Annotated in this window: 23 protein-coding genes and 1 tRNA gene; 2 read left to right on the top strand and 22 right to left on the bottom strand. The window is 28.4% G+C overall.

Going from position 1 to position 22,024, the window contains the following annotated elements; genetic code table 11:
• Window positions 1-10: 10 nt before the first annotated feature.
• From HMPREF1552_RS01345 to HMPREF1552_RS01305, 9 genes are all read right to left on the bottom strand, one after another.
• Window positions 11-526 carry a lysozyme inhibitor LprI family protein gene (locus HMPREF1552_RS01345; RefSeq protein ID WP_021743238.1) on the bottom strand — a complete coding sequence of 172 codons (516 nt, stop codon included), beginning with the start codon at window positions 524-526 and terminating at the stop codon, window positions 11-13.
• Between the two features lie 43 nt (window positions 527-569).
• Window positions 570-1,553, bottom strand: a complete 984-nt coding sequence (locus tag HMPREF1552_RS01340) for a tetratricopeptide repeat protein (RefSeq protein ID WP_039900917.1) — start codon at window positions 1,551-1,553, stop codon at window positions 570-572.
• A 67-nt stretch (window positions 1,554-1,620) separates the two neighbouring features.
• Window positions 1,621-1,989: a hypothetical protein gene (locus HMPREF1552_RS01335; protein ID WP_039900916.1), complete on the bottom strand. Its 369-nt coding sequence runs from the start codon at window positions 1,987-1,989 to the stop codon at window positions 1,621-1,623.
• A 110-nt stretch (window positions 1,990-2,099) separates the two neighbouring features.
• On the bottom strand, window positions 2,100-2,345 hold the full coding sequence (locus HMPREF1552_RS01330) for a hypothetical protein (protein WP_039900914.1): 246 nt from the start codon (window positions 2,343-2,345) through the stop codon (window positions 2,100-2,102).
• Window positions 2,346-2,371: 26 nt separating this feature from the next.
• Window positions 2,372-2,605 carry a hypothetical protein gene (locus HMPREF1552_RS01325; RefSeq protein ID WP_039900912.1) on the bottom strand — a complete coding sequence of 78 codons (234 nt, stop codon included), beginning with the start codon at window positions 2,603-2,605 and terminating at the stop codon, window positions 2,372-2,374.
• A gap of 236 nt (window positions 2,606-2,841) precedes the next feature.
• Window positions 2,842-5,160: an ATP-dependent zinc metalloprotease FtsH gene (gene ftsH / locus HMPREF1552_RS01320; protein ID WP_021743233.1), complete on the bottom strand. Its 2,319-nt coding sequence runs from the start codon at window positions 5,158-5,160 to the stop codon at window positions 2,842-2,844.
• Complete coding sequence (gene tilS / locus HMPREF1552_RS01315) at window positions 5,144-6,634, bottom strand: tRNA lysidine(34) synthetase TilS (protein WP_021743232.1); 1,491 nt, start codon at window positions 6,632-6,634, stop codon at window positions 5,144-5,146. The genes ftsH and tilS overlap by 17 nt, the downstream gene beginning before the upstream one ends.
• 30 nt (window positions 6,635-6,664) lie before the next feature.
• Window positions 6,665-7,615 carry an endolytic transglycosylase MltG gene (gene mltG, locus HMPREF1552_RS01310; RefSeq protein WP_021743231.1) on the bottom strand — a complete coding sequence of 317 codons (951 nt, stop codon included), beginning with the start codon at window positions 7,613-7,615 and terminating at the stop codon, window positions 6,665-6,667.
• A gap of 138 nt (window positions 7,616-7,753) precedes the next feature.
• A complete protein-coding gene (locus HMPREF1552_RS01305; protein ID WP_021743230.1) occupies window positions 7,754-8,830 on the bottom strand; it encodes a hypothetical protein in 1,077 nt (358 codons plus the stop codon).
• Between the two features lie 276 nt (window positions 8,831-9,106).
• Between HMPREF1552_RS01305 and HMPREF1552_RS01300 the strand changes: the two genes are divergently transcribed.
• Both HMPREF1552_RS01300 and HMPREF1552_RS01295 read left to right on the top strand, forming a co-directional pair.
• Window positions 9,107-9,334 carry a hypothetical protein gene (locus tag HMPREF1552_RS01300; protein ID WP_021743229.1) on the top strand — a complete coding sequence of 76 codons (228 nt, stop codon included), beginning with the start codon at window positions 9,107-9,109 and terminating at the stop codon, window positions 9,332-9,334.
• Window positions 9,335-9,377: 43 nt separating this feature from the next.
• Complete coding sequence (locus HMPREF1552_RS01295) at window positions 9,378-9,872, top strand: hypothetical protein (protein WP_021743228.1); 495 nt, start codon at window positions 9,378-9,380, stop codon at window positions 9,870-9,872.
• Window positions 9,873-9,932: 60 nt separating this feature from the next.
• Here HMPREF1552_RS01295 and purD read toward each other — a convergent pair whose 3' ends face one another.
• From purD to HMPREF1552_RS01230, 13 genes are all read right to left on the bottom strand, one after another.
• Entirely contained in the window at window positions 9,933-11,201 is a 1,269-nt protein-coding gene (purD, locus tag HMPREF1552_RS01290; protein ID WP_021743227.1) for a phosphoribosylamine--glycine ligase, read from the bottom strand.
• A gap of 127 nt (window positions 11,202-11,328) precedes the next feature.
• The gene (locus tag HMPREF1552_RS01285; protein ID WP_021743226.1) at window positions 11,329-11,841 is read right to left on the bottom strand and encodes a GNAT family N-acetyltransferase; all 513 of its coding nucleotides are present in this window, start codon (window positions 11,839-11,841) and stop codon (window positions 11,329-11,331) included.
• A gap of 41 nt (window positions 11,842-11,882) precedes the next feature.
• On the bottom strand, window positions 11,883-12,398 hold the full coding sequence (locus tag HMPREF1552_RS01280) for an adenylate kinase (RefSeq protein WP_039900910.1): 516 nt from the start codon (window positions 12,396-12,398) through the stop codon (window positions 11,883-11,885).
• 9 nt (window positions 12,399-12,407) lie between these two features.
• On the bottom strand, window positions 12,408-13,544 hold the full coding sequence (locus HMPREF1552_RS01275) for a M48 family metallopeptidase (RefSeq protein ID WP_021743224.1): 1,137 nt from the start codon (window positions 13,542-13,544) through the stop codon (window positions 12,408-12,410).
• A gap of 249 nt (window positions 13,545-13,793) precedes the next feature.
• A complete protein-coding gene (locus HMPREF1552_RS01270; RefSeq protein WP_039900909.1) occupies window positions 13,794-14,969 on the bottom strand; it encodes a YARHG domain-containing protein in 1,176 nt (391 codons plus the stop codon).
• A 239-nt stretch (window positions 14,970-15,208) separates the two neighbouring features.
• A complete protein-coding gene (locus tag HMPREF1552_RS01265) occupies window positions 15,209-16,582 on the bottom strand; it encodes a cation:dicarboxylate symporter family transporter (protein ID WP_021743222.1) in 1,374 nt (457 codons plus the stop codon).
• A gap of 152 nt (window positions 16,583-16,734) precedes the next feature.
• A complete protein-coding gene (locus HMPREF1552_RS01260; RefSeq protein ID WP_021743221.1) occupies window positions 16,735-18,105 on the bottom strand; it encodes a DKNYY domain-containing protein in 1,371 nt (456 codons plus the stop codon).
• Window positions 18,106-18,131: 26 nt separating this feature from the next.
• Window positions 18,132-19,145, bottom strand: a complete 1,014-nt coding sequence (locus HMPREF1552_RS01255; protein WP_021743220.1) for a DKNYY domain-containing protein — start codon at window positions 19,143-19,145, stop codon at window positions 18,132-18,134.
• A gap of 510 nt (window positions 19,146-19,655) precedes the next feature.
• A tRNA-Lys gene (locus HMPREF1552_RS01250) sits at window positions 19,656-19,732 on the bottom strand.
• A gap of 237 nt (window positions 19,733-19,969) precedes the next feature.
• The gene (locus HMPREF1552_RS01245) at window positions 19,970-20,155 is read right to left on the bottom strand and encodes an excalibur calcium-binding domain-containing protein (RefSeq protein WP_039900935.1); all 186 of its coding nucleotides are present in this window, start codon (window positions 20,153-20,155) and stop codon (window positions 19,970-19,972) included.
• Between the two features lie 284 nt (window positions 20,156-20,439).
• Window positions 20,440-20,907, bottom strand: a complete 468-nt coding sequence (locus HMPREF1552_RS01240; RefSeq protein WP_021743218.1) for a protein-export chaperone SecB — start codon at window positions 20,905-20,907, stop codon at window positions 20,440-20,442.
• A gap of 13 nt (window positions 20,908-20,920) precedes the next feature.
• Window positions 20,921-21,454 (bottom strand): hypothetical protein, encoded by a 534-nt coding sequence (locus HMPREF1552_RS01235; protein ID WP_021743217.1) that lies wholly within the window; start codon window positions 21,452-21,454, stop codon window positions 20,921-20,923.
• A gap of 24 nt (window positions 21,455-21,478) precedes the next feature.
• Window positions 21,479-21,889 (bottom strand): hypothetical protein, encoded by a 411-nt coding sequence (locus HMPREF1552_RS01230; protein ID WP_021743216.1) that lies wholly within the window; start codon window positions 21,887-21,889, stop codon window positions 21,479-21,481.
• Between the last annotated feature and the right edge of the window lie 135 nt (window positions 21,890-22,024).

The raw sequence follows: 22,024 nt of genomic DNA, 5'->3' as shown, positions 1-22,024 counted from the left end.
ATTAAAAATATTATTTATTATTTAACTGATCATATCTTTTTGCAAGTTCCAAAGCTCTTTCCTCCATTTTGCTTACCCAAGTGTTTCCTCCCATAACTCCTGATATTGTTCCACCTTCTGCTTCTTTGGTAGCTTCTTCAGCATTCTTTTCTACTTCTTTCTTCCAATCTTCCTGCTCCTTTTTCAATCTTGCCTTTTCACTATCAGATAATTTTGCTTCAAGCAATCCATAAACTTTTTTCATTTCTGCTTCCAAAAGTTCTTCCTGTTTTGAAACCGCATTATTCATTTCTGCTGTTACACCGCTATCCAGTCCTGGCTGAACCTCTTTTTGGATATCCTCTATTCTTTTTTTTAGGCTTGTTTCATAGTTCTTATTGCTATTCTGATTTTGTACATTATTTTCAGAAATATTGAAAACTGTCTGTTTATCATCAATTTTTTTCTCAAATGATTTATTTTCTGAAGATTTTGAACATCCAATAATTCCAACTGATAGTGTTAATATTATTATTAATTTTTTCATTTTAATCCACCTTCTTATTTATATTTTGCAATATTTTACAGTATTACTTCAATGCTTTAAATTTTTTCAAATTTTCTTCATAAAACCTTTTATCTTTATTTTTATACTTATCATTTATTTTCTTTAGTGAATCAATATATTCATCTATCCATTCTTTGTACTCGTAATCCATATCTCCCATATATTTAATATTATCCTTAAGTTTTTGATAATTATTGAAAAAGTAATCAAAAGTTTCTTTGTCATTACCTTGTTCAATATAAGCATCAAGAATATATAATTGAAAATTTCGCCCTTCATAGTCATTTGTCAGTTCAGTTTCTTCAGGCTTTTGTCCCAAATCTTTTGCTATTCTATGAATCAAATCTGTTGTTGCAAACTCATAATTATAGTATTTCGGCTCTCCTTTTAAATATAGTTCTATTGCCTTTTTCCCAGCTTCGATTGCTTTTTTATAATCTTTTTTATATTTGAAATAATGATAAAGTCCATCATAGCTTACAGGATTTTCAGGATAAAGTTTTATCAACTGCTCTGCTGTTATTTTCAAATTTTCATAATCTTCATAATCTCTGTATCTTCTTATGAGATTTTCATATCCTTTTTGGAATTTTGGATTTATTTCTATTGATTTTTTATAATAACTTATCGCTGTAGAACGTTCATCCTGTGCAAATGCAACTTTTCCCAAAGCTGCTACCGCCAAATAATTTTTACTGTCCTCTTTAACAGCCTTCATAAACATATCTTTTTTCTGTTGCAACGGTATGTCTCCGCTTAAAGCTGTTCTATTGGCTAATAAAAATGTTTCTATTGACTTTTTATCGACTCCCGCCTTTTGCAATTCATTTCTCATTTCATTTTCAGAATAGTAGTCGAATTTTCGATTATCTTTAACAGACGACGTCATATTCACTTCAACAGATTTTTCATTTTTTGATCCAGTTTTATTTTTCCCAGTCTGATAAGCCGCATACGACATTACCCCAACCATTATTGTTAATACAGCTATTTTTTTCTTATTCATTGCCATACTCCTTTTTTAACCATTCCAAACTTTTATTTCTTCTTACTCCTTTTTAAATACACTTTTTTTACCATTCAGGGTAAATTATTCTCATATCATCCTTATCCAAAAATACTGCTTTCTTTAATTTTGTATCATATCCAATACAAACATTCTCATCACAAATTACATTTTTTTTCAAAGTTGCTTCTCTTACTATTACTGAAGTTTCCACTTTACCAAAATCTTCATCTTGAGATTCGTAATAACCTGTAATTTCATATTTTTCTTTACCTATCTTTTTTATTCTGATATCCGTATCTTCCGAATGAATATTTCTATTTATCAATTTTTCTTCATGCAGCTTTCCATCAGTTGTAAAAGGTAAATTCATTCCTTCTGCAGCGTAATTTATTGCTCCTATCAACAATGTTGCTATTAATAATATCTTTTTCATATAAATCTCCTCCATTTATTATTTTTAATTTTTATCTTACAATTTCTATTCTCTACATTAATATTATACCACACAATTTATCAAAAGAAATATTCACATATAACTTTCGTTTATTCATAAACTGGTTCATTTGACCAATTAAGACATTGTCTTACACCACCGTTGCTATCAGAATATGCAGTACATACCCTTTTTGTTCCTTTATATGTTTTGGTTTTTCCACTTTTTTTATCTGCCCACGCAGCTGCTCCAGCGACTCCAACTAATCCAACTGTCATTGCATTGTAAAACAATGTACAGCTTTGAAGTGATAGAAATGTTGCTATTATTACTAAAGTTTTTGTTTTTTTATTCATAATTATTTCCTCCATTATTATTTTTATTATTCAATTGGTACATCTTTCCAATCAAGGCATTGTCTCACTCCACCGTTACTAGGAGAATAAGCTGTACACACTCTTTTCGTTCCTTTATAGTTAGATGATCCTTTTGAGTTCATCGCTGTTAAAACTGCCAATCCACCAAGTACGCCAAGAGCCACATTGCTAGTACTACAACTATTTACTCCAAATATCATTACCAAAATTACAATTCCGACTTTCATTTTACGTTTCATAAGAATCATTCCTTTCTAACTCTTAAATTTTTACGGTAATTAATTTTCTCTTTTATTTTACAATCAAATTATACAACATCTTTTTAAAAAAGTCAACACATTTTTTAAAATTATATTTATGTTTATTTTTATAGTAATATATTAACTGTTATTTTTGGATAAAAAAATAGAAAGATAACAAAAATTTAAAATTAATGTCAACTTTCTATTTAAATATACAAATTAATTTTTATATTTTATTCCATAAAACTTGGTAATTTAAAATTACTTTTTTTCTTTTCACTATTTTCAGATTTTTCATTTATATCTTCATTTCCTGAATCAGAATCATTATCGTTGTTTTCTGAAGAATCATTTGAATTATCATCATTATCTTTTTTATCTTTAGTTTCTGTAACTTTTTCCAGTTCACTTTCAGAAGTATTTTGATTTTCATTAACTAGTACTTCATCGGTTTTTCTAACAATCTCACTTGCAGCTTCCGCTAATTTTTCGGTTTTAATTTTTTCTTCTAGCTCTTCAACTTTTTCTATCAACTTTTCTTCTGATACCTTTTCTGTATCTTCTTCTTCAGCTTTTTTTTCTTCTTCAATATTCGAATTATTATTATCTTCTTCAATATTTTCAGAAGCTTTCAAAATTTGCTCTGAAGTCTCTCCTTTAATAATTCTTCTAACTTCATCTCCAGTAATTGTTTCTTTTTTGAGTAATAATTTTACTACTTCTTCTAGTTTACTCCAGTTATCCTGTAAAGTGTTTAAAGTATTTAAATACTCTTCTGTTAAAATTTTTCTTATTTCAAGATCAATTTCTCTAACTGTTTCATCACTTTTATTTGGAGCAAATGAATATTCATCATCTGAGTTTTCAAAGTTAATTGGTCCTAATTTCTTACTCATCCCCACACTTTCAACATAAGCTCTTGCTACTTTTGTAGCACGTTTTATATCAGAATAAGCTCCTGTGCTTATGTCATCAAGTCCAATTTCCTCAGCTGCACGTCCACCAAATAACACCTTTATCTCAGCTAGCATTTGTCTGCTTGTAGTTACTAACTTTTCTTCAGGAAGCGGCATCATAAATCCACCAGCATCTCCCCTAGGAATTATTGTTACTTTATGAACAGGGTCAGCTCCTGGTGTCAATTCCGTCATAATAGCGTGACCAGCTTCATGGTAAGCTAATAGTTTTTTCTCTTCTGGTTTAATAATTTTACCTTTTTGACCAAGTCCCATTCCAATTTTATCCACAGCTTCATCTAAATCAGCCATTTTTATCGTGTCACTTGCTCTTCTTGCTGCTAAGATTGCCGCTTCATTTAATAAGTTTGCTAAATCAGCTCCAACAAATCCTGGTGTAATTTTAGCAATATCTTCAAGTCTTACATCGCTATCAAGTTTTTTATTTCTTGAATGAACTTTCAATATTGCAACACGCCCTTGCAAATCAGGAGCATCAACAGTAACACGTCTGTCAAAACGTCCAGCACGCAATAATGCAGGATCTAATACATCTTCTCTATTTGTTGCTGCAAGCACGATAACTTTTGTATCTGTTTCAAATCCATCCATTTCAACTAACAATTGATTTAGCGTTTGCTCACGTTCATCATTACTTCCGCTATTTTTTCCAACGCTTCTTCTTCTACCAATGGCATCAATTTCATCTATAAATATGATTGAAGGACTTGATTCCTTTGCTTTTTCAAACAAATCCCTTACACGTGATGCTCCAACACCAACAAACATTTCTACAAATTCTGAACCCGGAATACTAAAGAATGATGCTCCAGATTCTCCTGCTACTGCTTTTGCAAGTAATGTTTTACCTGTTCCCGGTCTACCTAGCAAAAGTACTCCTTTTGGAACTCTTGCCCCAGCCTTTGTATATTTCTCAGGATTTTTAAGAAAGTCAACAACTTCTTTCAGCTCTTCTTTTGCTCCATCAACTCCTGCAACATCATCAAATTTTACATCTGGTTTTTTATCAATCTTATTCACTCTTGATTTTCCAAACCCAAAGATATTTCCAGGTCCTCCACCTTGAGATCCGCCAACCATCTTTCTAGCAAGATACACCATAAGCCCAATCATTATAATCATTGGTAAAAATTGACCTAATAACAGCAAGAAAAAGTTTCCACCAGAAGGTTGCAATGAATTTAACTTAACACGTTTCTGTGCAATTGCATTAATAATTATTGGCTCATTTCCAACTCTATCTGTTATTTTTTTTGTAAAATAAAGTACATCCTTGCCATCTTCCTTTACTTGTGCAATTAACTTATCATCTTTTTCGTTGATTTCAGTAAAATCACCTTTTTGTGTCTTACCTACAAATTCTGTATAAGAAATTTCCTTTTTATTTTGAAAAGCAGTTTGTATATCACGATGGAATATCGCTGTAAAAACTACCAGCAGTACTACAAAAACAAAAAAAAGAAACCCTGAAAATGGCGGTTTATCTCCATTATCCTGTCTATTATTTTTTCTATTATTATCTTTTCGTAATTCTTCCAGTCGTTTTCTAATATCGTTTTTATCTCTTTCTGCCATTTTTCCTCCCTATTATTAATAGTTTACTTTTATTGCTATTTTCTAAATTTTCAATATCTTTATTTGAGATTTTTTCCAAAAATTTTGAAAACTTTATATCTGAAATTGCTAATATTTCTTTTATTTTTTTATTCTTATCAATTTCTATTTCACTAATTTCAGTTTCTAAATTTTCCAAAACTTGAACATCTTCAATCTCTACAATGGGAATAAAATCCCTCTCCCATTTCATAATCTTTTCATCAATAAGAATTTTTTTAACTTTTTTATGTCCCAAATTTTTCAGAAAAATTCTATCCCCATCTTTTCGACTTCTGACAATAATTTTTCTATCTTTTATTTTTTCATCATCAAATTTATAAAAAGTATAGTTTACATTTTTTTTGTTTATAAAATAAGTTTTAAAATCCTGAATATTTTCATATAAGATTATCTCGTAATTATACCATTCAATACTTTGATTTTCCTTTAAAATTTTGATTTTATCAAAGATTTTACTATTTTTATCGCTTTTTTCTACTTTATTATCTAAAGTATTAATAATTTTTAATTCCCCATATATATTTTGCAAAACTTTATTTTTACCTAAATAAAATTCTTTTGAACCTTCATTTTGTAATTTCCCATTTTCCAAAAAAAGACTTTTGTAAATCTGATTAATTTTTTCTCTTGAGATTTCTACATTATTTTGCTTCAGAAGTTGAATTAATTCATCTTTATGATTTATAGTCTTCTCATAAACATTAGAAAATGTCAATTTACAATTTTCTTTTTCATTAATTTCTTTTATCAGAGAATCTATTTTTTGCCTAAAATTAGGGTTAATATTTTCGAAATCAGGAAAAATTTTATTTCGGATAAAGTTTCTTGTATAGTCATTTTTATTATTAGTATAATCAATTATGTATTTGTAATTTTTATTTTTTAAAAAAGATAAAATTTCACTTTTTTCAAAATCTAAAATTGGTCTTACTATATTTTCTCTTATTTTCGGAATACTTTTTAATCCTGTTACTGATGTACCCCTTAAAAGACGGAAAATAAAGGTCTCTACATTATCATCCAAGTTATGGCCTGTAGCAATCTTGTTATATCCTATCTTTTTTCTAATAGTCTCAATAGCCTCATATCTCAATTCCCTTGCTGCCAATTCTATTGACTTTTTATTTTTTGTTGCATACTTTTTTACATCAACACTTTCGATATAATAGTTAACATTATTGGAATTTGAAAATTCATTTATAAATTTCAAGTCGTTTTCAATATCATGACGTAAGTTATGATTAATATAAACTATCGAAACCTCTATTGAAATTATATTTTTTAGTAAATTAAGAAAATGATAAAGAAAAACTGAATCAGGTCCTCCAGAAAAGGCAATAAGAATCTTGTCTTTTTCAGATATCAGCCCTTCCTTTATAACTTCCTCTAATTTTTTTAATATTTTTTTTTCAATTTTTTTTACTTTTTCCATCAATTTTATTCCTAATCTTGATTTTCAATTTTATTTTAACTGTCCGCTTTCACGACGTTTTTTTAAATGTTCCTCATGTGTTTTTGAATAATATGTTTTTCCTTTATATGTAAAGAAAAATAGATTATCTGTCTTTTCTGCATTTAAAACTGCCTTGAAAGTTTCTATTGGTGGATTTCCAATCGGTGTTGGCGGCAACCCTTTGACTTTATATGAATTATATGGTGTATTTTGAGATTTTAACTCATTTCTTGATGCTTGTCTTCCCAGTTCATATTTCAAAGTTGCATCTGATTCCAATTTCATTCCAATTTCCAATCTTTTCAAAAATATTCCCGCAACTTTTGGCTTATCTACAGCATCAGACACTTCCGCTTCCACTATTGAAGCCATTTTTAAATTATCATAAAACTTTTGTTTATCAGGATATTTTTCAGGTGGAAATTTTTTCAAAAATTCACCTAAAATAGTTTGGATAACCTGTTTGGTTGTAACATTTTCAGAAAAAATATAAGTTTCAGGATAAAAATATCCTTCAAAATTATTATTTTCATGCGGATATGGAAAATCCATTTCACTAAGGACTTTGTTTATTTCTTCTCTGTTCCCCAGTTCTAATGCTTCCATTCTTGCAAATACTTGCTTTGAAGTAAATCCTTCAGGTATTGTCAATCTAACTCCATTAGTTTCACTACTCTTAATTTTTTTTATAATTTCATATTTTGAAAATTTTCCATTAAATTTATAAGTTCCTACTTTTAATTTTATATTTCCGCCATTTAGTTTTAAATAAGCTCTGTCGGTAATTCCGTAATGTAATTTTAGTTCCTTATAAATTTGTGAAAATGTTGTTCCTTTTTTTATATTTATGTTAACATTTCTATATTCTTTTTTTGCAACAAAAAAATTATAAAAAAATATCAGACACATAAATAATACAAAAAAAATTACAACATAAATAACTTTTAGTGTATTTTTCATTTTTGATCTCCTAAATATTCAATATTTATAGTATTAATATAATTTCAAAATCTAATAAATCCGTATTCTCTTACTTCATTATTTCTTAATTTTAGATTAAGTTTAGTAATATTAATTAAATTAATAGAATTATTTTAATTAATATTCCTTATTTATTTCTATATTATTACTGTTACTTTTTATTTCAGTTTCATTTTTTAAATCTTTATTGTTAAGTTCAATTACTTCCACGCTTTTAGTACTATTATTTTTTTCTAGAGTTGGTACTTTTTGTTTTCTTAATTGTCTTTCATGATATCTTTTAGCACCAATTGTATCAATTTGAAATACAGAAGTAGGATCTTCACTTAGTTTTCTTTCCAGATATTCTGTTTTTTTACGAAGTTTATCCTTCTTTCTGTCACTCTCCATTTCTCTAATACTTTTTATATTTGTATTGTAGTGAATATCTCTCATATTGTTTATATTTGAGACAAAATTAATAAATTCAGCCAACTCTTCATTTTCCAGTGAAATTTCTTCGTTATTAGGATAACGTGAAAGCACTCTTATAAATCCATCACTAAATCTTATTATCATATAATGGTAATTTTTATCAAAAAATAGTATCTCACTTCTATTATTTTTAAAATATTTTTTTTCAATATCTAAATAAACATGCCCTTTTTTCTCTTCAATCCATCCTCTCCGTTTATCTTGCTGCCACGTATCTGTCTTTGGATCGAAATAACTTTTTACAATTTGATATCCGTTTTCTTCTTGTATAAAATCATATCGAATATTTTCAAGCATAGTTTCTGAAATATCGTTACTTTTTATCAAATACCATCTTCCATAACTTTTTGAAATTTGAAATCTTATTATCGGATTTACCTTCTCATCAATTTTTCTTATAAATCTCTCAAGCTTATTGATTTTCTCTTGCTTTTTCTTCTTTTCCTCCTCTTCCTCATCTCGAATCTGATCCAGGAAAATCAAATCTCCTTCTTCACTATTTTCATCTTGCATACTATCGTTTTCATTCTCAAAATCATTCATATTATTTTTATTAATAATAATATCAATTTTAACAGCATCATCTTCAACCTTATTCCCATTACTAGAAGTTTTGCTCCCATTAGCTAGGACTGATAATGAAAATATCCAGAAGCATGCCGCAATATACATTTTTATATTTCTGTATTGATTAATTCTCTGTCTATTCAAAGCATTCACCTTTTATTTTCAATTTTTATATCTGTAAAATTTTTTCAACTCTAAAATTAAAATAATCACATCTGAATTTTAAAGTTCATTCAAGCATATATAGCTTTTACTAATTATATCATACATTTTTTAAATTGCAAATTAAATATTTATCTACTAATCTAATTTTCGCTAAACAAAATACGGTTTATTAGTTACTATAAAAAATTATATAATTTTTAGAAATAAAATGTTGACTTTTTTAAAAAGTTATTGTATAATTTTATTGCAGAAAAATAATTACCGTTGATAGAAGATAGAAAGGAAATGATTATTATGAAAAAAAAATTTAAACTTTTAACAATTATTCTGGCAATGTCATCATTTAGCAGCTGTACAAGCTTAATGGCACTTGCAGGAAGTGAAAAGGCCGATCGAGAGCTACGTGGTCATACTATTGAAGAATCAAAACGTTATTGTGCTGTCTCAAAAGTTTCTACTGGAGAATGCTTAGAATGGAGAAAACGTAACTAATATTTATTTTAATTAAAAATGAAAAGAGAAAGAAGGTTTTAAAATGAAAAGTTTAAGAAAAATTATACTATCACTATTTGTTGTGATGTCAGTATTTACATTTGCAAAAGGAAATTCAGGTTCAAGTATAAGATTCGGAAGTCCTAGAGTTGGATATATAACTGTTCCTACAAACTGGTATGAATTTGGAGATCCCGATGCTTCACCTACAGCCAAACAAGTATCAATAGATAACACAAATATTATAACTTTAGATATTGTTGCAACTAACGGAAGAGGTACTGCAAAAAGAGCAGCTGAAGTAATCATTCAAAAATATATTAATCTAGGGACTCCTGAAGATAACATTTTTGAAGGCAGCGTTAACATAAATGGTTATGAGGGAGAACAAGTGGCAATAGAATATGATGATGGAAGTGTATTAATAATGTACTATATTGAAGCTAACGGAAATATCTATTACATTGCTCAGGAAGGAGAACGTGAATATCAGAAACAATTAGCAAAAGCTATCAAAACTTGGAGTCCAAGAAGATAAATAAAAATAAAAAAAGGCTGTTTAAAATTCAAAACAGTCTTTTTTATTACTATTTATTTTTTAATAAAACCTTCCGCCAATATCTTTTCTAAAATACATTCCTTCAAAATTTATAGTTTTCAAAAGTTCATACGCTTTTTTTTGTGCTTCTTCCAGTGTATTCCCAAGAGCTACAGCATTTAATACTCTTCCGCCATTAGTCAACAATTTTCCATTTTCAACTTTTGCTCCACAGATAAATACTTTGTTATCGTTAGTTTCTTTAAAGTCAAGAACTCCTGTAATTTCATCGCCTTTTTTATAACTTTCTGGATAACCTCCTGCAGCGGCTACTACGCAACATGAATGTAATGGTTTCCAATTAACTTTAACTTCCGATAATTTTTTTTCAAAAGATTTTTCTATTAACTCAAGCAAGTCATTTTCCAGAAGCGGTAATACCGCCTGAGTTTCTGGATCTCCCATTCTCATATTGTATTCAAGCAGGTAAACACCTTTTTTAGTAATCATAAGTCCAAAGAAAATTACTCCCGCAAAATCCATTCCTTCAGCCTGCATTCCTTTCAAAGTTGGCTCCATTATATCTGACTTAAATTTTCCAAAAATTTCATCCGTAACAAAAGGATTTGGACTGATAACTCCCATTCCTCCTGTATTTAAGCCTGTTTCATCTTCCCCTATCTTTTTATGATCCTTTGCCGACAATAGCGGTACAATTACCTTACTGTCTGTAAACGATAAAATCGAAGCCTCTACTCCATCCAAAAATTCTTCAATTACAACTTGACTTCCAGCATTTCCAAATTTCTCATCAACCATTATATCTTCCACAGCCTTAATCGTCTCATCCAGATTTTGAGCAATAATAACTCCCTTTCCTGCTGCAAGCCCGCTAGCCTTTATAACTACAGGAAAATCTTTCCAGTTATTCAAAAATTCCTTAGCTTTTTCCGAATCATCAAAAATTTCATAAACTGCTGTCTTTATCCCGTATTTTTTCATAAAATCCTTAGAATAAGCCTTACTTCCCTCAAGAATCGCAGCCTTTTTATCAGGCCCAAATATTTTCAGTCCATTTTTATGAAATTCATCCACAATCCCCTGAACAAGCAATTCTTCACTTCCCACAACTGTCAATTCAACATTATTGTCTTTTGCAAATGAGACATACTCATCAATTGATCCTAAATTCGCACTTTCAGCATTTGGTAACATTTCTACACAGGCATTTCCTGGAGCTATAAAAATCTTCTCCACCTTTTCATTTTGAGAAAGTTTCCAAGCAATCGCATGCTCTCTTCCACCAGCACCCACAATTAATATTTTCATCATTTCCTCCTTCAGAACTTCTACATTTCTAACTACCTTGTTTCCTTATATTTCTTGAATATATTTTATCACATTTTCCTGTAATATTAAATGCAAAAGTCCGAAAAATTTTTAATCTATACTCATTTTATATCTCCAATTTCATCAAATAATCCACCTGCTCATCTTTCCCTAGTACAAACACATGCTCTCCAAACTTCTCAAACCCCTTTTTCTTATAAAACTCAATCGCCTTGTAATTATGCTTCCAAACCCCAAGCCACACGTATTCCAAATTATTTTCACGAGCCAAATTTATGGCAGCCTCCATAAACTTTTTCCCAATTCCTTTACCTTTGTAACTTTTCAAAACATAAATCCGCTGTAATTCCAATGAATTTTCATACCCATCTTCCGTCTGGCTTCCAAAAAAATTAACCTTCATATACCCAGCCACTTGGTTTCCTTCTTCAAAAACAAAATATCTTGAATTTTTATCATTAATTTCCAAAGAAATCTTTTCATAGTTAAAATTTTCCCTGCAATAATTCTCCATATCCTCCTGCGTATTCTCCCCTTCAAACGTTTCCCTAAACGTCTTTTTCCCAATTTCCATCAATTTCTCAATATCTTCTGTTGTACAAATTCTAATTTTTCCCATAATTTATTCTCCTTCCAAATTTAATTTTACAACTTTTATTTTTACAGTTCAATCTCAAATTTATACTCATCATCAATAAGCATATAATCAATATTATAACTTTGACACAATTTTAGCACTCTATCATTTTCTCTCAAAACACTTTCCAATGTGCAATAGCTATCATCTATTCTACTTTCAACAACATTTGCATATTTTTTTATATCATTAAAATTCTTATTAATGTAATTTTCACTCATAACCAAACAAATACATCTTATATTTTCTAAATATTCTTTTTCAAAATCTTTTTTCCAGTCAAACGAAATATAACATCCCTCGACAATAAGATTCTGCTTATTTTCAATAGCCGTTTTTATCATTTCTGAAACAATTGGCCATAACAAATCTGTTAATTCCTCATCACTGCTCATAGCCGTCAATTCGGTATGTCCACTTCGGATAAGCCCCATTTTTAAATGATCAATTGATAAATACGGATACTTATATTTTTCAAGTAATTTTTGTGCCAGTTTTGTTTCTCCCGTATGAGAAGCTCCCATTAATAAAATTATCATTTCCTCCTCCTAATCTAATTTCTGATGCATTGGACAATCAACTAAATAGCAAGTTTTATACATTTTTTCTAAATTTATTTTTGTATTTTGAGGCTTATAATTACTATTCATTATCTTTTTATATATCTCCAAAACCTTTTTTATTTCATTCTTTTCTTCTTCAATAAATTCACCAATCTCTTCTTCATTCCAGTATTTTTTGTCATAAATTTCTCCAATTTTAATCTTTTCAATGTACTTATTATGTTTTTGAATCAATTCTGACAATTTGTTTTCTGCTTTCTTAAAATTTCCTAATTTTTTTAAACTGTAAAAATAAAATGAAAAACGCATATTATAATAAAAATATTCTTCCCAGTCAAGTTCATCTATCTCTTTTTCAAAAACCAAGACACACCTATCGTATTCTTCAAATAAATAATATAAGTCTATAAGTTCTTCAAATAAAATTTGCTCGTCATAATAATATTTCTCTAACGACACTTTCTCTAACAATTTATCCAGAATTGGCTCAGCCAATTTTTTATCATCGGTATAATGTAAGCACAGTGCCAATGCATATAAAATTCCTACACTTTTAGGTTCCTTTTCATAACATCTCAATAGCATTTCTTTCGCTTTTTCAAAATAACCACAATAAAACAACGTTATCCCATAATTATAATCATCTTCTATTTCCTTCTCATCTGAAAATTTTTCCATTTCCTGAAAACATTCAAGTGCCTTTTTATATTTTTTTCTTTTTAAATAATATTCTCCCAATACTTCCCATACAACCGCCGATTGTTTCCCAATTTCAATTAATTTTGTCAAATAATACTTACACTTTTTATCATCATAAGCATCTTTTTCATATAAATCAGCCAAATCCTGATAAATAACAGCCTTCTCATCATCATTTAAATCTTTTGAATATTTTTTCAAAAACTCCTCTAATACATTCACACTCGTTTTTCCATCTTGATATACTGTAAAATAAGCTATCGCTAATTGACAAACCTTTTCTACATCTCGTGGATTTTTCAAAAGACATTTCTCCAAATAATCCTTATATTCAATAAAGGCATGCCTATAATTATCGTAACTATCATTTTTTTTGATTTCATCCTGAATATATCTTGCCCATTCTTTTTGTGTTCGTTCCATAATTTTATTCCTTTCATATTTCTTCAATTACCAAATGTTGTGGACAATCCAGTAACCAACATTCATATTCTAAATACAGGAATATTTCCATCTTAGGCTTAAAATCCGTATTCAATATTTTTTCCAGCACTAAATTAATGTTTTTCAATTTCTCTTTTCACTTTCCAATTTTTATTTTAAACTTATTATAACATCTTTTATCAAAACAAAAAAGGCTACAACTTTCATTGTAACCTCTTCTTTTACCGTCTATTTTCCCCTGCTTTTTATAATCTTATCCACATTATTAATAACTTCATAGTCATCTTTTGTTAATTCCACATTTTTTCCAATTGGAATATACCATAAGAATTTTGAGAAATAATCTTTTAATTTTTTATCAGAAAAATCATAACCTGCGACTGCATAAGGGTAGTTTTTCATTATTTTCAAATCTTCATTAGAAAGTTCCTTTAATTCATCTGGTGTTAAATATTCTGAAATGTAAGCCGCTTTTGTTAATTCATCTCTATATTTAAAGCCTTTTTCAGTCTTTTCAGAGAAAGAATAATTACCGTTCAGATATGCTATTTCTGATAAGTTAAATTCATCTTCAGGACTAAAATTCTTTGTTTTAAAATGTAAATATCCTTTTTTTAATTTTGCATAAAGAACTTTATATTGTCCGTCTCTATCGTAATAATTTCTATATCCATAATCAATATTTCCTTCTCCAGCTAATTTCCAGTCTATATATTTTCCATTCTTCATCTTTATTTCAGGTATTGCAATCAAAGCATTTCCAGGCTCAACAATTACTTCAAAGTCATCCACTTTTTGATTTTTCCATTTTGAAATAGTAGACCAGACATAATTAAAGTCGTTATATCCGACACCTCCACTTCCATCGTAACGATAGCTATGCTCAATTACATTTTCTCCCTTTTTAAAGTTTGCTTTAAAATAATAAACATAGCTTCTTTTATAATAGTCGGCTTCCTCTTTTGCCTTTTCTTCGTCGTATTCCTTAAAATATTTTTTCACTTCTTCAAGTTTCTTTACATCCTTTGGAACAAAATCGGTTAGCCTGTAAGAAACTGTATTTACACTCTTCCCATTTACAACAGTTCTAAAATTTTTAAAATGATTAACTTCATCCCATTCCTCATTTCCACCTTCAGGCGTAATAAATCCAATGTATTTCTCCCCAGCCTCAGGACTGTCAAACACAAATTTTACAGTTACCGCCATTTCATTTACTGGTCCATACTCCCCCTTAACTTTTTCCAGCTTAAAATGAAGTTTCTCACTTTTTATCGCAATATTAGACACATTCATTGGAACAATATGTCCACCTTCCGAACCAAATTCCCAGTCATTTGCTAATACATTTGTACCAAAAATAAACATTAAGCAAAATAATAAAAGTACTCTAATTTTTTTCATAGCAACCACTCCTATTTTCTATTTTTTTGTTTTTCATTATAAATTATACCTTGTATTAAATTTTAGTCAATATATTTAATTTTTATTTTTAGAAAAATTAAAAGGATCAACTCCTGTTTTACACAGGAATCAATCCTTATTAACCCATTAAATTACTTATCTAATTACAGATTTATTAATAACATAGACAAAGCAAAAATTTTAGGAGCAACTATAAATTTACTGCTTTAAAAATTTTATTATGCTTCACTTATTCTTTCCCCTTTAAAAACTTCTTCATTAAAAGTTCCCATTTCTTTGTCTACAACAGTCGAAACTACCATTGCACCGTTTACATTTATTGCTGTACGTCCCATATCTATTATTGAGTCAATTGGCAGTACTAAAGCTACTGGAGCAAAAGGTAATCCCATTCCACCTAGTACGACTGTCGCTGCAATATAGGCTGTTCCTGGTACTCCTGCCATACCAAACGATCCTAATGCGATTACTGTTATAAGGCTTATTAGAAATACTGGAGTAATTGCAATGCCGTTCATATTGGCAATCATTATTGCTATTACTGCCGGAAATACTCCTGCACAACCATTCATTCCTATTGTTGTCCCTAGTGTTGCCGTAAAGTTTGCTGTTGGTGAACTTACTCCTACTTCTTTTTCCAATGTTTCAATTGTTACAGGTAAAGTTCCCATGCTTGAAGTTGTTGTAAATGATAGAACTAACGGTGCTGTTACTTTCTTGTAATATCTTAGTGGATTTACACCGTGTATTGCAAGATTTAAAGATTGCATTATTACAACCAGTCCTAATGAAATAAACATTACAATCAGATATGTAACAAGATTTTTAAATACTTCAAGCCCATAAGAAGCTGTCAAATCAAACATCAATGCCGCAACTCCATACGGAATTATTTTTATTATTGTAATCGTAACGCTTGTCATTACTGAAAACAATGCTTCTGTTACGTCCTTCAAAGGTTTTATTTTCTCAGGATTTTTTAATCCAACTCGGTTTGTTGCAAATCCTAAAAACGCTGTAAATATCACTACTCCAATAACACTTGTTTCTGTCATAGCCTTAAAAATATTTGACGGTATAAACGAGACTACAACATCAACAAGACCTTTATATTCCCCTTTTCCAGCCCATGCTTCCATTCCTTCAGGCAATTTCATTCCAACTCCCAGCTTAAATGTCATTGCAACTACAATTCCAATAATCGCCGAAATAGCTACAGTCGCTGTATAATAAATTACTGATTTTATGGTCAGTTTCTTCAAATTCTCATTATTTTTAGAATTAATTATCGAATTATAAACAGATAGCCCAACTAACGGAATAACTATCATTTTTAAAAGGCTCGTAAATCCTCTCCCTACTAACGAAGCTGCATTTGTCACATTCTTTATAACAACCTCATGCTCAGCCGCTCCCACTAATCCTAACGTTGATTGAAATACAATTCCCACAGCAAATCCCAATACTGTAGAAATTATTATCCTTGTAGAAAACTTAAATTTTTTCTTTAAATTCACATTTATATGAATCAATAAAAAGAACAGTAAAATCAAAATCACTATCCATATACTTGAAAATACTATCGCTGTCATTTTCCCTCCTAATTTTATTTAAAATTCATTCTTAAAATTTTCATATACAAATATTATCATTAATTTATTTTCATGTCAAGATATTTTTGTAATTAAATCATTTTTATAACAAATTTTATAAATTAAAATTTTAATTTTAAAAAAATTGAAGTTTATTTCACAATTCTACAATATTCATATTTATGATTTTTGTCCTGTGCTGTAATTGAGCTATTTTTAATTTCATTGCTTTTTTCTAGTGAACCAGAATCATCAAAAATATTTTCCAAAGCATCTATAAATTCATCCATTGCTTCATCCTTATCATTTCCTATCATTTCAAAAGTTTTTACATCAGCACCTTTTAGCACTTTGTCATTACAATAAACATTATTTCTATCTTTATAATAATTTTTACTAAGTATTTTTACACTATCCTTATCTACATTCAATTTTACAATCTTATTTTTCGTCAAATCAAACGGATCTTCAATTAACAGCTTAAATACTCCATCCTTATTTTTAAAAAATATTGCATATGCAACATTAGCATTTTTACTCATATATAGTGTCTGAAATTCAATTGGGCTTATGTTTTTTAATTTATATTCTTTGTAAAAAACATTACTTTTATCTTTTTCAAAGAAATTATCCACTATTTGAAAAGTTTTTGCTTCTGCTCCTTCAATTTTATTTTTTTCAAAATAAACATTATTTTTATCCTTTGAAAAACCATTACCCATTAATTGAAAAGTTTTTACATCTATATTCTTAAATTTTTCATTATTGTAGTAAATGTTATTTTTGTCTTTTGAATATCCCTCTCCAATATTCTCAAAGCTCTCTTTATCAACATTTTCCAACCTTGAAATATTATAGAAATCATCACTATCATAAAAAATTACTTCTGTATCTCTATAAATACCATTCTTATCCTTTATATATCCATCACCAATATTTTCAAAACTTTCCCTGTCTATATTTCTTAATTTCATTTTCCCAGAATAAATCCAGTTTTTATCTCTCCCAAAGCCTCCACCTAAATCTTCAAAAGTCCTTTTATCCACGTTGTCAACTTTTTCTGCATACATTCCTTGCAAAACATAGATGCCATTTTTATTTCTAAAATAATCCATTTTACCCTTAGAATTCTCATAAAAATTAACTTTTTTCAAATCTATCGGCTCGCCACTATTTTCATACCGTACAGTCTGCCCATATAAATAAATATAATTTTTGTCTTTTCCGGTATCTTCATCCAATATTTCAAAACTATTTATATCTGCCTCCAAAATATCATATTCCTTATAATAAATAGTATCCTTATCTTTCGCAAAATTCTCATTCAAAATTTTAAAACTCTTTAAATCGGGACTTTTTGTTAAATATTTTTCACTTTTTTCATCATTTATCCGCTTTACAACCAAAGTTTTATGATAATCCTCATTATAATAAATTTTACCATTTTCAATAATGTATTCAGAAAATCCCGCATTTCCTATTAAAATTAACAAACCTAATATTCTTAAAACAGTGCTTCTCATAAAAATTCTCCTTTTTTCACTTTTAACTATCTCACAGAATAACAGTTATCATATCCATGCTTGCTATCTTTCGCTGTTTCTACATCTGAATCATAAAATACTTTAAAACTCTTGACATCAGCTCCTTCCAAAATCTTTCCATCGCAAAAAATATTATTTTTATCCTTTGAATACAAATCGTCTATCAACGAAAAAGTCTTTGAATCTGCCTTTTCTACAACACTTAATTCGGATACTTCGTTCAAAAAATACACCTTGTCTCTATCTTTCAGATAATAACTCACATCATAAACATTTCCCACAACTTCAAATCCATTAGATAAAATCTTTTCCAGCTTAATTCCCCTATAGTACACCCTATTCTTATCCGCAGAAAAGACAAAATCAATGATTTTAAAACTATTTTTATCCAGTCCTTTCAATTCATCCGCCTTCCCATTTGCAACATAATAAATTCCTGTTTTGTCTTTTACATATCTAAAATATTTTTTATTAATCACTTCAAATGTATTATATTCAATATTCCTTAGTAAAATTAATTTCCCGTCAAATTCAGGAAAATTAATATTTCTTTCTAAAAAGTAAACATTTTTCCCATCTTTAATATAATATTCAGCTCCGTCTTCCTTATTCGCAATTATTTCAATCTTACTGTTTTTCAAATTATCAATTTTCCAATAAAAATAATAAAGGGCATTCCCCGACTTTACCAAATAATTATTTACTCTCTCAATCGGCTTGCCTTCTAATTTTCCAATTTTCTTCCCTTCAAAATAGACATTATTCTCATCTTTTCCGTACCAAGTCCCTTCAATCCATTCAAACGTACCAGCCTTAGCCCCTTTTACAACTTTTCCATCATAATACACTTTCCCTTTATCTGCTACATATTGATTTTTAGGCTTTTCAGCAATACTTTCACTTTCATTTTGCTTTTGCTTTTTATTTTCCATTTTTACATCTTTATCTCCATTCTTTCCGCAAGCCGCCATAATTACTATCATTAACAATATTGTTATTTTTAAAATAAATTTTTTCATAAATGAAGCTCCTTTTAAAATTTTTTCTCTTAAATTGAATACCTGATACTATTTCCCATTTAAACAGTAGAAATCAAAAAATTCATGAAATTAAAGTTATTTTTTTACAAGACTATGCTATTAACTGTTAAAATATCTTTTAATTAAATTTTATTATTAAATACCGACCTTAAAGGCTTTTTTAGCTTTATTTAAAAATATTATGTTTAATAATGCTTTTTTATTTCTTAAATGGTATTTAATATAAACATACTTTAATTTAATAAATTATATCACACTTTTCATTTAAAAAACAAAAATCACAGCTAAATTAATAACTGTGATTCCAATAAATCTTATTCTATATTCGATGCTTTTCTCAAGGTGTTTTGCAATAGCTGAGAAAAATTTAATTTTTTTATGTAAATTTATAATCAGTTCTGTTGTATCACTTGTTAAGCAAGATTTTAAAAAAAAATAAGAGCCTAAAAACTCTTATCACACATTAATATTTTATTTTATAGAAGATGATGGTGGGACTGGTGGGGATCGAACCCACAACCTACCGATTAAGAGTCGGTTGCTCTGACCAGTTGAGCTACAGTCCCATTATATAACTAATTTAACAATCCTCAAGTATAATAACATAATTTTTTCAATTTGTCAATTTAATATTTAATTTCTTTTGTATAGATGTGTATAGATGTCAAACATTTGTTACAAAAATATATTAAAAAAATGTTCCTTTCAATTTTTTATATTTAATAGTTTATCTGTTTCATTCCAATCATCTGCTAATTTCAAAAAAAGAGTTATCTCAATCAAGAAACAACTCTACATTTAATTTATTTACTTTCACAAGCTATACCATCTTTATCCCTGTCTAAATGTTTTGCATATCCTGGTTCGCCTTTTTTTATATTTTTGTAGCCTTTTGCACGTGCTTCCTTACAATTCTTGAAATTCAATGTTTCTGAAAATGTATTTACACTAACAAATACCAATGTCAAAATCACAAAAATTTTTTTCATTTTGGTTTCCTCCATTTTTTTATATTTGTAAACCAAAATTAACCCTATAAATAAAATCTATTTTTTTCAGTTTTTGATATTGGGGTGGTCTGTATCAACCTTTAAAAGGCATAGGACAAACTATATGTTTTAGTCCCCTTCGATATTGGGGTGGTCTATATCATATTATCCCAAAAAAGATACTTAATATAACAATAAATGCTGCCATTTTTCAACTCCTTTAAATTTTTAATATATTATACCTCATTTGAAAGAAATTTCAAAGAAAAAAGAATCATTAGGCTCTATTTTGCTTTAGTATTTGTCTTTTTTGTATTTGTTTTAGATTTTTCTTTTTGCTTTTTTACTCGTTCTTCATACAAACTTTGGAAATTTATAGTTGGTATTATTAAAGCGTTTCCCTCTTTATTAAACGAGGTTATAGTCGAAATATATGCTCTAATATAAGGGTAAAGTATTGCTGCTCCGTTTATTTCTAAAAATTTTTCTTTTTCATCTTCTGGTGTTTTTTCATCAAATTCAAATACCCCTAGCATTTCTATTTCTACAAATCTAGTTTTTGTCGTTATGTCTATGCCAAGCTTTACTTGATTTTTTTTATCATTCAAACCAATAGATATTCCAATTTGCCCTTCTTTTTCCCCCTCTTCTAAATCTCTTAATAGCAATTTATTTATTCTATAATTTTCAAAAGAAATTTTAGGATTATTTTTTTGTTCCATTATATTTCTCTCGCCTCTATTTTTATCCATTTTCTTGTCCTTTCTAAGCTGCCGAAGATAATCCAGAAACTTTTTTATTGTCCCAACTTAAGCTTTCTAGATATTTTTCTGCATTTGTAATATTCAATTTATTTATAAATTTTTTGATTTCATTATTAAATTCATTTGTATTTTTTTCAATTTCAAATTCTTTTATAATTCTTTCTTTATCCCTTATTTTTTCAAGTTCTATTTTCATCTTTTCTTCAATTGCAACCATCATTTTTAATTCTCTTCTATATTCTTTAGTTAAATCCATTCGCGAAATTATTATTTCTTTATTTAACTCTGGAAAAACTTTTTTGGCTTCTTCCAAGCTGATAAAAGTCTGACCTAAATTAAAAATCCCGTTTTCATAAAAAGTTTCTAATATAGCAGTACCCATTATTTTATGAAAATTCATATCTTTAATATTAAAGCCTTTTAAATAATAATAAACCCTGTAATATTCCTCTATTTCTTCGAAACCTACCAAAATATCTGGATAAGATATTTTTATTTGCTTTTTAAACTTCTCAAACACTCCTTTTACATCCATTTCAAACTCCTCCTAAATTTTATATTATAAATTATTATCTATATAATTATTGATAAACTCTGCTTGTATTTTTATATTTTGATATTCTTGTTCTATAATATGTTGCTCTTTGTAATCTGCTATTTTTCTCTGTATTTTCATATTAATGATATAACTCATTATACTTATCATACTATTATCATATTGACACAATTCTAAAAACTTTTTTTCGTGACTTCCGAGCTGATTTATATTCCCTTTTCCCAATATCCCTAATATTTGATTATCTGATGTTGTTATTTTTTGTACATTATTGCTTTTTCTTTGATCTATAAAATTGTTCATTCTTTGAAAACTGCTGTAATATAATCTGCTAACCGCTGTATCAAAATAGCCTTTTTTAGCCGCATCCTCTGCTATCTCGAAATTTTGATTTGATTTATCTAACAAACTCATTTCTAAACTCCTTTTTTAGTATTTATGAGTTATTTTTTATACATTAAATTTAATTATTCTAATTAAAGTATAAAAAACGATGTACTTTATTATATCATACCTTATGTTTTAGTCCCCTTCGATATCGGGGTGGTC

The sequence above is a fragment of the Leptotrichia sp. oral taxon 879 str. F0557 genome (assembly GCF_000469385.1).
Lineage (GTDB): Bacteria > Fusobacteriota > Fusobacteriia > Fusobacteriales > Leptotrichiaceae > Leptotrichia > Leptotrichia mesophila.
Note: the sequence above shows the minus strand (reverse complement) of the source record. Positions and strands in the feature narration are given on the sequence as shown.

What these genes read in the sequence shown, in the direction of transcription:
- HMPREF1552_RS01345 (WP_021743238.1), bottom strand. Translation starts at nt 526, where the DNA reads ATGAAAAAATTAATAATAATATTAACACTATCAGTTGGAATTATTGGA.
- HMPREF1552_RS01340 (WP_039900917.1), bottom strand. Translation starts at nt 1,553, where the DNA reads ATGAATAAGAAAAAAATAGCTGTATTAACAATAATGGTTGGGGTAATG.
- HMPREF1552_RS01335 (WP_039900916.1), bottom strand. Translation starts at nt 1,989, where the DNA reads ATGAAAAAGATATTATTAATAGCAACATTGTTGATAGGAGCAATAAAT.
- HMPREF1552_RS01330 (WP_039900914.1), bottom strand. Translation starts at nt 2,345, where the DNA reads ATGAATAAAAAAACAAAAACTTTAGTAATAATAGCAACATTTCTATCA.
- HMPREF1552_RS01325 (WP_039900912.1), bottom strand. Translation starts at nt 2,605, where the DNA reads ATGAAACGTAAAATGAAAGTCGGAATTGTAATTTTGGTAATGATATTT.
- ftsH (WP_021743233.1), bottom strand. Translation starts at nt 5,160, where the DNA reads ATGGCAGAAAGAGATAAAAACGATATTAGAAAACGACTGGAAGAATTA.
- tilS (WP_021743232.1), bottom strand. Translation starts at nt 6,634, where the DNA reads ATGGAAAAAGTAAAAAAAATTGAAAAAAAAATATTAAAAAAATTAGAG.
- mltG (WP_021743231.1), bottom strand. Translation starts at nt 7,615, where the DNA reads ATGAAAAATACACTAAAAGTTATTTATGTTGTAATTTTTTTTGTATTA.
- HMPREF1552_RS01295 (WP_021743228.1), top strand. Translation starts at nt 9,378, where the DNA reads ATGAAAAGTTTAAGAAAAATTATACTATCACTATTTGTTGTGATGTCA.
- purD (WP_021743227.1), bottom strand. Translation starts at nt 11,201, where the DNA reads ATGAAAATATTAATTGTGGGTGCTGGTGGAAGAGAGCATGCGATTGCT.
- HMPREF1552_RS01285 (WP_021743226.1), bottom strand. Translation starts at nt 11,841, where the DNA reads ATGGGAAAAATTAGAATTTGTACAACAGAAGATATTGAGAAATTGATG.
- HMPREF1552_RS01280 (WP_039900910.1), bottom strand. Translation starts at nt 12,398, where the DNA reads ATGATAATTTTATTAATGGGAGCTTCTCATACGGGAGAAACAAAACTG.
- HMPREF1552_RS01275 (WP_021743224.1), bottom strand. Translation starts at nt 13,544, where the DNA reads ATGGAACGAACACAAAAAGAATGGGCAAGATATATTCAGGATGAAATC.
- HMPREF1552_RS01270 (WP_039900909.1), bottom strand. Translation starts at nt 14,969, where the DNA reads ATGAAAAAAATTAGAGTACTTTTATTATTTTGCTTAATGTTTATTTTT.
- HMPREF1552_RS01265 (WP_021743222.1), bottom strand. Translation starts at nt 16,582, where the DNA reads ATGACAGCGATAGTATTTTCAAGTATATGGATAGTGATTTTGATTTTA.
- HMPREF1552_RS01260 (WP_021743221.1), bottom strand. Translation starts at nt 18,105, where the DNA reads ATGAGAAGCACTGTTTTAAGAATATTAGGTTTGTTAATTTTAATAGGA.
- HMPREF1552_RS01255 (WP_021743220.1), bottom strand. Translation starts at nt 19,145, where the DNA reads ATGAAAAAATTTATTTTAAAAATAACAATATTGTTAATGATAGTAATT.
- HMPREF1552_RS01245 (WP_039900935.1), bottom strand. Translation starts at nt 20,155, where the DNA reads ATGAAAAAAATTTTTGTGATTTTGACATTGGTATTTGTTAGTGTAAAT.
- HMPREF1552_RS01240 (WP_021743218.1), bottom strand. Translation starts at nt 20,907, where the DNA reads ATGGATAAAAATAGAGGCGAGAGAAATATAATGGAACAAAAAAATAAT.
- HMPREF1552_RS01235 (WP_021743217.1), bottom strand. Translation starts at nt 21,454, where the DNA reads ATGGATGTAAAAGGAGTGTTTGAGAAGTTTAAAAAGCAAATAAAAATA.
- HMPREF1552_RS01230 (WP_021743216.1), bottom strand. Translation starts at nt 21,889, where the DNA reads ATGAGTTTGTTAGATAAATCAAATCAAAATTTCGAGATAGCAGAGGAT.